Source organism: Desulfobacterales bacterium (assembly GCA_028704555.1).
Classification (GTDB): domain Bacteria; phylum Desulfobacterota; class Desulfobacteria; order Desulfobacterales; family JAQWFD01; genus JAQWFD01.
This window is the reverse complement of sequence record JAQWFD010000059.1, coordinates 1-11,017: the sequence shown is the minus strand read 5'-3', so window position 1 is coordinate 11,017 and position 11,017 is coordinate 1. Positions and strand designations below refer to the sequence as shown.

Genomic DNA, 11,017 nt, shown 5'->3' with positions numbered 1-11,017 from the left:
TACGAATCATCAGTTGATTTACTGGTGTTCATAGCAATAACTCTAAGAAGAGTTAAGATTTCTGGGTTTTCGGTATCTGACATGAGAGTTTGTCCTCTATTTTTTCTATTCTGATGTCCTGCTTGTCCTGACGGACCTCTATTCGGTCAATTTTCCGACAGAGTACTACAATGGTGGTCACGAATCCTCCCGCCACTTCAAGTATGAGGGGGAGATATGATTCTATCATTTTATCGCCTGCCTGATTTTGGGAAGTGCTATGATTGCAATGACTGCCAGGATCCCGATCATGATGATGCCGGAATACGATTTGGCTCCGCCGCTTCCCATGTTGGAAAGTCCGGCGCCGGTCGCTGTGGGAATGGCGTACGCCGCCACAGTGGCGCCGCCAACTAATGCAGCGGCTTTTCCTGCGGTCTGCCCTGCAGATGTTTTTGATGTCGTCCGGAGGGCGTTGAGGATGTTCTTTATTTTGTATGCCATCCTCTCATCCTCATTTTTTAGACCGTAAAAGTTTCTTGCCTACAAACTTCCAGGTGATTACGAGCGATACGATCACGACGGCCCCGAGAAGGATCCGGAAGATCCACAAGGTGGCCGCGTCCGGAGTTGCCGGGGTTTCCGGCGCCTCGTCGCTGACGGGATTCAGATTCCAGTTCCGGATTTTTGTCTGTGCGAGAAGCGTGCCGGCCTTGATGTTCTGTTCTGTCTGGTTCTGAGCTGCGGTTTTTCCGATGGCCGCGAAGGCTCTGCGCTTTTCCTGCGTGTTCATGATCAACACAGGCGTCGTCATTATTTTGGCGGCGCCGTGGATGGGGTTGTAAAGGTTTACGTTCATGCTGAGCTCCGTGCTTTTGCGGTTTTTGCGGTTTTCTTTCTTCTACTTGGGGCGGATCTCGAGGGTTTTTTACCTGCAAATTTTTTGTAGGCAAAGGCAGCCGCGGCGATGAGGACGATAATGATACCTGCCAGCAGTGGGAGAGACCACCCTCCTTCTTTTGCTGCGTCTACGATGTCGCCCACACCCGGGATGTCGGAAAGTCCGTCCAGGATGCTGGCGGCTTCATCGTCGGCATCATTATACCAATCCTGATTGCCACCCCCGCCCTCCTTGCCGCCTCCATCCCCTCCATTGCCTCCGTCATCTCCTCCATTACCTCCGCCATCAGGAAGGATGGAATTAGCAGCTCCGGAAAGTGCAGTTGCCACTCCTCCAATCAGAGCGCCGAATCCCAAAGTGGCGAGTGTTCCGCCTTTTTTATAGACGTTGGTCGTTTTTGCCGTGTTTGGGATGTCGTCAAGGCCGGTCTTTGCCGATGATTTCACCATTTCGGGCGTGTTCGTTTTTGTTCTAACGGGACTGCCGGTATTTTTTGGGGTTTGTTTCGTGTTCCCCGTTGTATTGTTGAGTTTTTTAAGCTGGGTTTCCTTGTATTTCACGCCGTTTTTTTCTAAATTGGCGTTGAGGTTGCTCATTTTTTTGGCCGCGGTGTTTTTGCGGAAGAGCGCACTCAGGATTTTTTTAACTTTGTATACCATGATTTCCTCCTTTGGTGGATGGTTTTGATATGGCTATATAGACTATACTCAGGATCAGGAGTGCCACGCCGGCAATTATTGCCGGGATCAGATAGGATTCTGTTATTTTGTCTGCCTGGGTGGAGACGCCGGCGCCGCCGACGGAGTAAATACCGCCTATTGTTTGCGTATCCCAGAAGCCCCCGCCAGTTTGGGCAGGTGTATCTGAGGTAGTGTCAGGATCTTCAGTATCGGGCAGTGTTTGCGTATCTGAGGTGGTGTCAGGATCTTCTGTGTATATGGTCTGTTTTTTGGTTTTGGATCCAGGGTCCTGATCGGAAATATCTGAGGTGTTGTCATCATCATCAAGAAGATCCATTACTGCGGGTGTTGCTCCGGCTCCCAGACCGATGATACGTAAACCTGTTTTGATGCCTGGTTTGAACGCTCCTTTGAGAATCCCTGCAGGGATTGCGCCTACGCCCATCGTGGCTATATCGATAGCCAGGACCACGGCGTCTATGCCTGCTGCGAAACGGTCGTCGTCGGTTATTTCACTGGTCCGACCCTGGAATGTTTTTGACATTACATTTGCCAGATCGAGGGGTAATACACAGTCTGCGAGTAAGGCAGATGCAAATGCCGCGGCCCCTTCAGCTGTGTTGCCGTTTGTGATCAGTGTGTCCGCTTTTGTATACTGATCGTTCCGCCAAGTGACGGCCGTATCGATTGCCGCGTTTTGAGTGTCAACTGCTTTTGATCCTGCAAGACCTGCAAATAAGGGGAATATTCTCAAAAATCCAACTTCTTTTGGTATTTTTGATGCAATTTTTACTCCGTTTATAATATGTGCATCTGATAATGTGATTACATCAGGATCAGGGGTGTACGATTTTGGAATACTATCCGCAGGTGCTTTGTATACAGATGATGATGAGTGATAGACAATTTCGGGCGCTTTGTCTAAGGCTGATACTTCCTGTACTGCCTGGTTGTATGTTAATCCGGATCCACCTCCTGCGGTGGTCCTGTCCCAATTGTTGTAGAGATATGCGGTTGCCTGTAGTTCTTCTGCAGTGAGTTCACGGCTGGTTGCGATGTATCCGGATCCGGCGGCCCATGAACTCTTTGAGTTTACGAATTTTACTTCGCCGACGTTGGCGTATACCTGGTTAACTGTGATCGTGGATCCGTCGGGAAGGGTCTGTGTACCGCCTGTGTCGGGGTTGTTTTCTGCATCTTTAAGAGCCTGCTTGAAACTATCCTCTGCCGTCTGCGGTGTTGGCATGTTTTCGCCCGATTTTGATTTTGATTTTTCGGGCTCCGGGTCCGGCTGCTTTGTACTCGCCGCAATTGTTTCCTGTATGTTGGATATTGAGGTTCCAAGTTCGCCGATCGGGTCAAATGCCGGTAAGGACGGTAAGCTATTTGAGATGTTATTAAAGATGTCGGAAAAAAGGGACATTGGTTAAAACCTCCTTAAAAAGAGGTTTTAGAACCCGAGGGGAGTTTCTAAAATCGGCTGGTAGCCTTTATCGTATGCCCCGGTGTTAACAACGTGCTCGATAAAGATGACACGCATTTTGCAGGCTGTGGAGGTTTTGACTGCGATCCGGAAATCGTCCACACCGAAACGCCAGCCTTTCAGGCCCATACCGTCACCTGCGAGAGTGTTCGCGAAGTCCATCAGGAATACCCCAGCTGGGCGGTTTGCGTCATCGATGAAGTATTCATCGTCCTGAAGTTCCCGGATGGTGGCCGCATCAACATTGATGAGTTCCTGCCTGTTCGGGTTGGTTGCGATGAGTCCGATGTTGTCGGGACAAACTTCCGGGGTTGTGGCGCCGGTGCCGTAGAACATGAGGATTGCTCTGCGAATGAGTGATCCATACTGCAGGGAAAGAACCGGCACCAGTGCAGTATTTGCCGGGATGCTTTCGACGGTCATTTCATAGATCTTTGGCTCTGCAGTGTATTCTCCGGATTCTCCGTATTTCTGAATCAGGTCTACCTGACGATCTTCGATGATGCCTTCACCTAATGACGCGGTTACAGATGCGGCGCTGATGGTTACGAAGGTATTGGTAGTTGCGGTTTCAGTGACCTTTTCTGCGAAAAGGACTTCAAGGAAAAGAGATTTCTTGAGAACGCCGATAATGTCTCCCTCGTTGATTTTGAGGAAGAAGGTTTTGTTGACTGTGGTGTTTGCGCCGACAGACGTTGATCCGATGCGCTTCAGCGGGCTGACTGATTTAGTCTGCCTGAAGGCGTTCATGATTGCGAGGCCATATCCAGTTGTATCCAGGTTGTTGATGTTTCCATCTGATGTGATCCTGATACTGGTGACGGCGTTCAGCAGATCCGACGCCGGGACGCTGACCGCGGCAGCGGTGGTGTTTTTGAGAGTTACCACGAACTTAAGGTAGATGTTGTCTACAATCGTGTGGGGTGGAATGGAGATCATCGGTTTGATGAGCGTGATTGTATCCGATGAGGTTTTCAGGGTATTATATGCCATGATTGAGACCTCACTTTCTAACTTCGTTCACGATTTCAACAATTCCGAGGGCAAGAATGCCGGCACCTACGATAGGCACAACGATCTTGCCGTTTTTAACGACAGACTTTAAAAAGACGGTCGGGATATTTGCGATATTCATTTTATTGTATCCTTCGGCGATATTTCGCCTTGGGAATTGATTACAGGTAGGATAAAAAATAGATTATGGAACAAATTGAGTTGTTCTATTCTTTGTTGCTGGTTGCTTTGACGAGTTCGACTACCTTATCGTAGTTTGATCCATTTGGTTCCCGTTCATTGCCTTCTTTGTTGCTTCCGCGGGACATGACATAGTCCATAACAGTATCCGTCTTAAGGACATTGCCAAGAAGCGTCGAGATGTCTTCTTCCCGGTTACGGCGGGCCTCAGATTCTCTCTTTCTTTCGATTTCTGCCTGTTTTTCCTTGCGTTCTTCCTTGAGGTAGTTGAGGATGATTGGAAGGCAGGTAAGAGTAAGCGTGATGATACCCATTACGAGCACGATCATTACATTGTCGCTGATGATATCGAGCATGTTTATTGTATCCTTCGGCGATATTTCGCCTTGGGAATTGATTACAGGTAGGATAAAAAATAGATTATGGAACAAATGATTGAAGTTAATTTAAGAATTTGGCGATATCTTTTTCGCTGCCTTTTATTATATTTCGCGGGATTGATTTTAAGAAAGATTGTACAGTTTTCAATCCTGATTCGGTTTCAATTAGGTCCATCTTACCGTATGCAATACCCTCGATTACTGCTACTGGTTGATTGTAACTTGATGATGCATGTTCGGTTGTAATTAAAATGTCCATGCCATTATGTGTGCGACAGAACAATAAAAAACAAGGGGTTGATTATTTTAAATAACATCTTCCTAGACCCGCAACATTAACATATGTTCCACGATTTGTACTGTATGTCTTGTAAACTTTAGGATCCGCGGAAAGTCCAGCGTCGTTTTTCACATAACCAACAATGTACCCTGATTTTAAAGCATGGTCCCAGATAAGATACGTGCCTCTTCCTGAGTTACCTATTTTTGTTTTAGTGCTCATTTTATACTCCTTTTTCATTTTCTGTTTATGATTATTTAGTTTATCTTGGGAAAAATAGATTATGGAACAAAAAAGGGGAGGGTTGTGTCAGGATTTATTGTCATTGGTGTTTCGGATATGGCCGGTTACCTGCAGATATATAGTATTTTATTGACCTGACACTATTCTTTCTTTGGCTTTCTGAATTATATTGATTTTGGAACAATTTGGGGCTTAATCTGCTCTTTGTTGGTTTAGGAGGTGCTTTATTGCAGTGTTGTATGATACTTTTTTGTGACTGGGATCTTGAGCTGATATTTGTTGCTTGAGCACGTCCAAAGCGTATAATACATCTCCGGAGATGCTTATTTTGTCGTAGAGTTTACGCTTTTCCTGTGTCATTTTTTCTTACCTCATCCCGTCTGCAGCGGTGCAGTCGATTGATTGATCATATTGACATTTAGCATATAAGATGCTGCCATCTTTCATAGGGCAGTTATCGGGATTTTCTTTAACAAAAAGTGTAATATATTTCATATTTATCCAAAGTGTTGAGTTTTACGGGTTACTTCAGCGGCTTTGATGATCTGATATTTCCCGCTGATTTGGTCGAGCTGCAGTACATCATGCAGTTTGAGCTCTTCGTTCACGATCCGGAAGTCTTCTCCATCGGGTAGAGCGTCATCAAAATAATCTACATCGTGACGGATCCGCATGTGCATGATATATGTCCACATGCCGTTAGCCCAGACATCTTTGGGAAAGCTTTGGATCCGTTGAGTGATGGACCAGAGCCAGATTTTATATCCGCGGCCTTCTCTGACGATCCATTCGATTTCAGGTATGGCCTTTTGCGGAGATCTGCAGTAATGGTGTGTTTCCTCAACTATGACGTGCCTGGGCAGTTTCAGGTTTTGGACTGCTTTGAGGATTTTTTTGTATTCTTCGATGAGATGATCTATTTCGGTGTCGGTAGTGGGTATGCAGAGGAGACGGGGATTTTCCCGAAGCATTTTTTTGTAGTCGTCGATGGTGAGATCCGTGTCGGGGAAACAACGAAAAAGATGGAGTTTTTTGAGTCGGTTTTTGCCGACCCAAAGCCCGATATGGTTCTGGCTTTTGGTATCGAGGATGACATACGGTTTTTTGGCGTGGTCGAGTTGTTCGATGAGGGCCCCGACGAGGTAGGATTTGCCGCCACCAGTTGGAGCGGCGACAAGGACATGTCCGGATAAGGATGGGGCGACTGTTTCGGCAAATGTCATAATCCAACTATTGCAGTTTCGGGGGTTTGGTTGGCTGGCTGCATTTCGACCGGCTGGATCTCGGGGGAGGGTTCTGGATAGTTCCGGGGAGGTTCCGGATCTTCGTCTTGCTGTTCTTCAGCTGCGGCTAGTTCGGCGGCTTCTGTTTTTTTCTGTAGAAGAGAGATGGTTGTCGGCGCAAATACGAGGATCATTCCGACGATGGCAATGATGAGCACTACCCATTTTGGGAGTTCTCCGCCTTCTGTGCAGGGCATGTATTCCCATGCTGCTTCGTTGACAGCGTTACGAGTAAAGGATTGGTACGTGTCAACTGCAGGGGGTTCGAGTCCGTTGTGTTGGCACAGTGGGACGGCCAGGTTAACGGCGAAGTCAAGAAACTGCGTGATGGGGTGATCTGTCTTTGTTTCCGGAGGCTGTTCTGTTTCCTGCTTCTGATCCGGAGATCCGGCGCCGGCTATGATAGTTCCGGGGGTGAGTTTCGGTTTTGTGAAAGCAGAGGTTATATCTTTTCCCGTTTCCATTATTCCTCACTCTCCGGACTATTTTGTTTGTTTGCCATGACGCCGGTAAGAATGGCGTTGATTTGTGCTAAATCTTCTGCGTCAGGGCGAGATATGGCAAACGTAACAATGTGCGGACTTCCTTCGATGTTTATGATCAGGTGATTGAGTCCGGTTGTTCCCGTTGCGTTGAGTGAATCCTTGTATCCGCTGTTGGCAAACCATTCGCCGACTACTGAGGCGAGTTGGAGGAGTTCGGGAGGGATAGCTTTGAGGAGTGTTGATTCTATTAATGACATGGTTATAACCCCCTGATTCCCGGCCCTTTGGTTACGGGAGGGTTTTGTTCCGTTTTTTCCGGATTGCTGCGCTGAGTTTTTGAATGTGCAGCTTTGCGTTGCCGGATACGGATTCTGCGAAAATAGAGGATCGCTCCGAATCCGATTAGACCGGCGAGTATGATGAACCAGGCAACCGGGTGGATGTTTGGGAACGGGTATGTTTTGGCAATGGCGTTTTCTGCAGCTGCGGCGCCGTCTGTTTTCGCTGTCTGATTGTTCTGTTTTTCTTCCGGGGGATTCTCCGCCGGAGGAGTGTTGATGAGTTTGGCGATGTTTTCAGGGGTTGGCGGGGTGTCGGATTTTACCGCCGGGTATTCATCTATTTTGATATCGATGTTTTCTGATCCGCATTTTGAGCATTTGCGGCGTGAGTCGGTCGTGGCTGTATTTCGAGGTTTCCACGTATGCCCGCAGTCGGTGCAGACTGCTGTTATTTGCTTATTCTCTGTATCTGACATGATATTCCGCCTAGTCTCGCGTTGTCGCGGCTGGGCTTGTGACCTTTTCTGTCATGGCTCATTTAAGAGATTTTCCCCTGTCACACGCTTGCGTTTGAAATATCTCACGTTCTACGGCGGCTTTTTTGGCGAGCCGGCGCCGCTTTTCTTCTGCCCATTCCTTTTCTCGTTGGATAAGGATCTCGTAGTCTGTTGGGGACTGTACATCGTCTATTTCGTCGGGATCTTCGAGGTTTTCGGGCGCCGGAATATAGACAAAATCAACCGGCTGCGAGCGGGCTTGCAGGGGTTTCCCGTCGTCTTTGCTTCTGACGGGGTCTTTTCCGTATTTACGCTTGAGATAACTTTCGATTGCTTCGGGGATGAGTGAATAATGAGGAGCTCCGACATAGTCGAAGGCGTCGGTTACAGGATGCGATTTTTTCCAGTCTTCTTCGGCTATCTTTTCGTCATAGGAGAGATATCTCACGGTTTCGGACATGGTAAAGAATCGCTTGTTTGTGGCCCAGTACATGTAAAATCCGGATGTCTCATACATGGATTTGATCAGGTATTTTTTGAGGTAGTCGGCCGGGGCTCTGCCTTCTGTGTCTTCGGGACGGTGTTTTTGCCAGGTCCATTTAGTGCCGTCGTTGATGACCTGGTATGATTTGTTCAGATACCCCTGTCCGTAGTCGGTCCCCCATTCTTTGGCGAAGTCATACCAGGGGATATTCCAATCAACATCAAAGAGCAGGACGTGCGTATGGATCAGACCGTTTTCCTGATATTCAACGCAGCGGATGTACGGAATCCGGCGGTGGAATCGGTGACAGATCTTCTCATACCATTTTCGCCAGGCGGTTGATTCGTGCCGGTTGGCTTCGTATTCATTGCTTCCGCGGCCAACGCCTTCAAAGACGTATGGTTTTCCTGTTTTTGGATCAGGTTTGCCGGTTTCCGGGTCGTTGATGTGTCTGGTGAATTTTTCGCCTTTGGGGGACATCCAGATCAGCGGGTCCGTTGTCAGGGTGAGGAATACCCCGATTTTCCATTTTGCGAGGCTGTTGTCTATGCCTGTGTTGTAAACTTTGATGTTATAGAGCTTTCTTGGCTCGTTGTTGAATCTCGTTTTGTAGGGCTTTGGGATGTATTCTCCTGATCTGAGGTTCCGGAGAACAATGACTTTCTGACGGGTTTCTTCGTCCCATGCATTGAAGAGATTATCTACCTGTCCTAGTTTTTTTACGAGGTCGGGGTTAAGGTCGTGGGTTTTCGCGTCCCGGACGAAAACTTTGTAGTTATCTATTTCGCTGAGGCGTTTTATTGCCTGCTGCCGGAGGAATCCACAGCGGCCAGGTATTGCCGGCCCGGGCGTTGTCTCTGAGTGGTCAGAGTCATTTGCAAAACATTTGGAGTTTTGCAATTTGTCTATCAAGTTAGGTGTTTTTACCCGGGCAGCTTCGCTCGCCCGGTAAAAAACACCTTTTCGTTCGTCGGGGTCAGCGCTGCATGTATTGATTACGCCTGTTTGCCTGGTGGCGAGTCCTTTGTCAACGAAGCGATCTAAGGCCCTCCTAAGGAAATCGTAGTATTTTGTGAAGGGATTGAGGCGGTCTTTTTTCCGCGAGGAGGGGATCTTTGTGGGTATGCCTAGAGCTTTGGCGAATTTTACGTATAACACGGTAAGTTTTGCACCGTCGTCGAGTTCCTGCGTGAGGTCGATGGCTTTTCCGTCCCGTTTCACTATGAAGGTACCTTTCGGTACCGGTTTTTGTTGATAGCGTGCGCTATTTTGGGGGCGGGTGTGGCGCTGCAGCATGGTTTTTCTCGGTGTAAGAAAAAAGAGGGGAAGTGGTAGTTTTTAGTCGGGGCTGATGAAGTGAATGAATGCCTTTTGTTTGTGGTAATTGCTTGCGAATTCGTAGATATTTTCTATTTTGTAGTTCTGAATCCACCAATTGAACATGTCTTTCGGGGTTTCAAAGCCGTCGAGATAATGATATTCGTCGATGGCTTTTTTGAGGGTTGTAGAGATGACGGTGTTTATCCTGAATTGGTAGTCACGGCCGTCTTTGGTTGAGAGGGTGAATGTGTCGCCTCTTTTGCCGTGGATGGATCGGCGGGTTGTACAGACCTTCCGCCTGCTTAGGAGGTCGGGTATGAATTCCTCAGACATTTCAAGTTCAATTTGTGGCATTCGCGGCGGCCTCCCGGGTGAGGATGTAGTGTATTCCGTGGCGGTTGTCGATCAGTCTGAATCCGTTTTCGAGAAGGATATGCCGAATGAGAAGCCCGTGTATCTCGGTTTTGGCGTATTTTTTCCGGGGGTTGTATCCAAGTTCCGCCCGGATGTCGTTGGGCGTGATGGGTATGGGAGATCCGTTTGGATCGAGGGCGATTTTCTGGGCGGCCTCGAGGATCTTCTCAGGTTCGATCATGTCTTCAGCTCCTCTTCAGCTCCGTGAGATCGATGTCTGTTTTTGCTTCGATCTTTGCGCAGATGTCGAAGTATATTTTTCGGGCCTTCTCCGGATCTCCGACGTATATCTCATGATCCTGTTTTCCGTTGACGATGATTACGGACTGGCGCTTTGCGTCTGGCCGGAATGTGATGGCGAAGATGTTTGATTCGCATCTGATCTTCTTCTGATTTTTCAAAATAAGGTATGCTGCCATTTTCAGTACTCCGCAAGGTCGATGTCGATGTCTTTGCCCTGTTTGATCGCAGCGCAGATGGTGTTGATGAGGTCTAAACAGCGCTTCTTTGTGCCTGTAGGTATGCAGGTCACATATGAGTCTGTCGTGAATATTTCCAGGATCCACTCCTCTTTGTCCTTGTCATAGCTCGGCTGCAGTGTGGTGATCGCCGGCTGCGGGATGATTATGGGGATGTGGGATTCAGTTGGGTAGTATGTGACGAAAGATTTCATGGCTTCTCTCGCTGTTTTTCAAGTTCGATCACAATCACAATCGTGCCTCACTTCCCTCCGCCGAGAAGTTTTCAACGATGATGACTTTCCCGGCTCTTACGTTCTTGAGGATCCGGGGGATGATGCCCGGAAATTCTCGTTCAGCTTTTTCATAGGTTGAGCGTGAGAGCAGGACGGGGTGATTTTTGGTTCCGCCGGTCATTTGCCTGCCTCCATGTCGAAGTATTGGTCTATGGATATGGCTTCGATGCGGCTTGGCTGCGTGGTTTTGTACAGCCCGTACAACCCCCTGATGTTTATGAGGGCACGTGTGGTTTCGTCTTCGTCGATGTAGTAGATGTTTTCATTCGTCGTCGGAGCAGTGGTATGTGCAATGAAGTCGAGATGATTGATTTTGTAAGCGAGGGCTGCTTTATGGGTGTACCGTCGATGTGACGGGT

At 48.0% G+C, this 11,017-nt stretch carries 19 protein-coding genes; all 19 read right to left on the bottom strand.

The features are described 5' to 3' along the window. Positions 1–52: 52 nt before the first annotated feature. A complete protein-coding gene (locus PHQ97_15195; protein MDD4394077.1) occupies positions 53–229 on the bottom strand; it encodes a hypothetical protein in 177 nt (58 codons plus the stop codon). Next, positions 226–483 (bottom strand): hypothetical protein, encoded by a 258-nt coding sequence (locus PHQ97_15190; protein MDD4394076.1) that lies wholly within the window; start codon positions 481–483, stop codon positions 226–228. The genes PHQ97_15195 and PHQ97_15190 overlap by 4 nt, the downstream gene beginning before the upstream one ends. 10 nt (positions 484–493) lie before the next feature. Further along, entirely contained in the window at positions 494–838 is a 345-nt protein-coding gene (locus PHQ97_15185) for a hypothetical protein (protein MDD4394075.1), read from the bottom strand. Next, the gene (locus PHQ97_15180) at positions 835–1,539 is read right to left on the bottom strand and encodes a hypothetical protein (GenBank protein MDD4394074.1); all 705 of its coding nucleotides are present in this window, start codon (positions 1,537–1,539) and stop codon (positions 835–837) included. Before PHQ97_15180 ends, PHQ97_15185 begins: the two co-directional genes overlap by 4 nt. After that, complete coding sequence (locus PHQ97_15175) at positions 1,523–2,983, bottom strand: hypothetical protein (GenBank protein ID MDD4394073.1); 1,461 nt, start codon at positions 2,981–2,983, stop codon at positions 1,523–1,525. Before PHQ97_15175 ends, PHQ97_15180 begins: the two co-directional genes overlap by 17 nt. A 27-nt stretch (positions 2,984–3,010) precedes the next feature. Continuing rightward, a complete protein-coding gene (locus PHQ97_15170) occupies positions 3,011–4,036 on the bottom strand; it encodes a hypothetical protein (protein ID MDD4394072.1) in 1,026 nt (341 codons plus the stop codon). Positions 4,037–4,046: 10 nt separating this feature from the next. Beyond that, positions 4,047–4,178, bottom strand: coding sequence for a hypothetical protein (locus tag PHQ97_15165; protein MDD4394071.1), 132 nt, complete (start codon positions 4,176–4,178; stop codon positions 4,047–4,049). Between the two features lie 85 nt (positions 4,179–4,263). Further along, a complete protein-coding gene (locus PHQ97_15160; protein ID MDD4394070.1) occupies positions 4,264–4,593 on the bottom strand; it encodes a hypothetical protein in 330 nt (109 codons plus the stop codon). A gap of 1,044 nt (positions 4,594–5,637) precedes the next feature. Continuing rightward, on the bottom strand, positions 5,638–6,363 hold the full coding sequence (locus PHQ97_15155; GenBank protein ID MDD4394069.1) for a DUF87 domain-containing protein: 726 nt from the start codon (positions 6,361–6,363) through the stop codon (positions 5,638–5,640). Then, complete coding sequence (locus PHQ97_15150) at positions 6,360–6,887, bottom strand: hypothetical protein (GenBank protein ID MDD4394068.1); 528 nt, start codon at positions 6,885–6,887, stop codon at positions 6,360–6,362. Before PHQ97_15150 ends, PHQ97_15155 begins: the two co-directional genes overlap by 4 nt. Next, positions 6,887–7,165: a hypothetical protein gene (locus PHQ97_15145; protein ID MDD4394067.1), complete on the bottom strand. Its 279-nt coding sequence runs from the start codon at positions 7,163–7,165 to the stop codon at positions 6,887–6,889. The genes PHQ97_15150 and PHQ97_15145 overlap by 1 nt, the downstream gene beginning before the upstream one ends. A gap of 2 nt (positions 7,166–7,167) precedes the next feature. Further along, positions 7,168–7,665, bottom strand: a complete 498-nt coding sequence (locus tag PHQ97_15140; GenBank protein ID MDD4394066.1) for a hypothetical protein — start codon at positions 7,663–7,665, stop codon at positions 7,168–7,170. A 58-nt stretch (positions 7,666–7,723) separates the two neighbouring features. Next, positions 7,724–9,466, bottom strand: a complete 1,743-nt coding sequence (locus tag PHQ97_15135; protein ID MDD4394065.1) for a hypothetical protein — start codon at positions 9,464–9,466, stop codon at positions 7,724–7,726. Between the two features lie 42 nt (positions 9,467–9,508). Then, complete coding sequence (locus PHQ97_15130) at positions 9,509–9,844, bottom strand: hypothetical protein (GenBank protein ID MDD4394064.1); 336 nt, start codon at positions 9,842–9,844, stop codon at positions 9,509–9,511. Further along, the gene (locus PHQ97_15125) at positions 9,831–10,085 is read right to left on the bottom strand and encodes a hypothetical protein (GenBank protein MDD4394063.1); all 255 of its coding nucleotides are present in this window, start codon (positions 10,083–10,085) and stop codon (positions 9,831–9,833) included. Before PHQ97_15125 ends, PHQ97_15130 begins: the two co-directional genes overlap by 14 nt. Positions 10,086–10,089: 4 nt before the next feature. Then, entirely contained in the window at positions 10,090–10,323 is a 234-nt protein-coding gene (locus PHQ97_15120; GenBank protein ID MDD4394062.1) for a hypothetical protein, read from the bottom strand. A gap of 2 nt (positions 10,324–10,325) precedes the next feature. Next, positions 10,326–10,577 (bottom strand): hypothetical protein, encoded by a 252-nt coding sequence (locus PHQ97_15115; GenBank protein ID MDD4394061.1) that lies wholly within the window; start codon positions 10,575–10,577, stop codon positions 10,326–10,328. Positions 10,578–10,611: 34 nt separating this feature from the next. Beyond that, positions 10,612–10,779 carry a hypothetical protein gene (locus PHQ97_15110; protein MDD4394060.1) on the bottom strand — a complete coding sequence of 56 codons (168 nt, stop codon included), beginning with the start codon at positions 10,777–10,779 and terminating at the stop codon, positions 10,612–10,614. Next, the coding region (locus tag PHQ97_15105) for a hypothetical protein (protein ID MDD4394059.1) at positions 10,776–11,017 on the bottom strand (242 nt) is incomplete at its 5' end. The genes PHQ97_15105 and PHQ97_15110, both read right to left, overlap by 4 nt.

Excerpts from the sequence above, each read along its gene's own strand:
- PHQ97_15195 (MDD4394077.1), bottom strand. The coding sequence starts at position 229 with ATGATAGAATCATATCTCCCCCTCATACTTGAAGTGGCGGGAGGATTC.
- PHQ97_15190 (MDD4394076.1), bottom strand. The coding sequence starts at position 483 with ATGGCATACAAAATAAAGAACATCCTCAACGCCCTCCGGACGACATCA.
- PHQ97_15185 (MDD4394075.1), bottom strand. The coding sequence starts at position 838 with ATGAACGTAAACCTTTACAACCCCATCCACGGCGCCGCCAAAATAATG.
- PHQ97_15180 (MDD4394074.1), bottom strand. The coding sequence starts at position 1,539 with ATGGTATACAAAGTTAAAAAAATCCTGAGTGCGCTCTTCCGCAAAAAC.
- PHQ97_15175 (MDD4394073.1), bottom strand. The coding sequence starts at position 2,983 with ATGTCCCTTTTTTCCGACATCTTTAATAACATCTCAAATAGCTTACCG.
- PHQ97_15170 (MDD4394072.1), bottom strand. The coding sequence starts at position 4,036 with ATGGCATATAATACCCTGAAAACCTCATCGGATACAATCACGCTCATC.
- PHQ97_15165 (MDD4394071.1), bottom strand. The coding sequence starts at position 4,178 with ATGAATATCGCAAATATCCCGACCGTCTTTTTAAAGTCTGTCGTTAAA.
- PHQ97_15160 (MDD4394070.1), bottom strand. The coding sequence starts at position 4,593 with ATGCTCGATATCATCAGCGACAATGTAATGATCGTGCTCGTAATGGGT.
- PHQ97_15155 (MDD4394069.1), bottom strand. The coding sequence starts at position 6,363 with ATGACATTTGCCGAAACAGTCGCCCCATCCTTATCCGGACATGTCCTT.
- PHQ97_15150 (MDD4394068.1), bottom strand. The coding sequence starts at position 6,887 with ATGGAAACGGGAAAAGATATAACCTCTGCTTTCACAAAACCGAAACTC.
- PHQ97_15145 (MDD4394067.1), bottom strand. The coding sequence starts at position 7,165 with ATGTCATTAATAGAATCAACACTCCTCAAAGCTATCCCTCCCGAACTC.
- PHQ97_15140 (MDD4394066.1), bottom strand. The coding sequence starts at position 7,665 with ATGTCAGATACAGAGAATAAGCAAATAACAGCAGTCTGCACCGACTGC.
- PHQ97_15135 (MDD4394065.1), bottom strand. The coding sequence starts at position 9,466 with ATGCTGCAGCGCCACACCCGCCCCCAAAATAGCGCACGCTATCAACAA.
- PHQ97_15130 (MDD4394064.1), bottom strand. The coding sequence starts at position 9,844 with ATGCCACAAATTGAACTTGAAATGTCTGAGGAATTCATACCCGACCTC.
- PHQ97_15125 (MDD4394063.1), bottom strand. The coding sequence starts at position 10,085 with ATGATCGAACCTGAGAAGATCCTCGAGGCCGCCCAGAAAATCGCCCTC.
- PHQ97_15120 (MDD4394062.1), bottom strand. The coding sequence starts at position 10,323 with ATGGCAGCATACCTTATTTTGAAAAATCAGAAGAAGATCAGATGCGAA.
- PHQ97_15115 (MDD4394061.1), bottom strand. The coding sequence starts at position 10,577 with ATGAAATCTTTCGTCACATACTACCCAACTGAATCCCACATCCCCATA.
- PHQ97_15110 (MDD4394060.1), bottom strand. The coding sequence starts at position 10,779 with ATGACCGGCGGAACCAAAAATCACCCCGTCCTGCTCTCACGCTCAACC.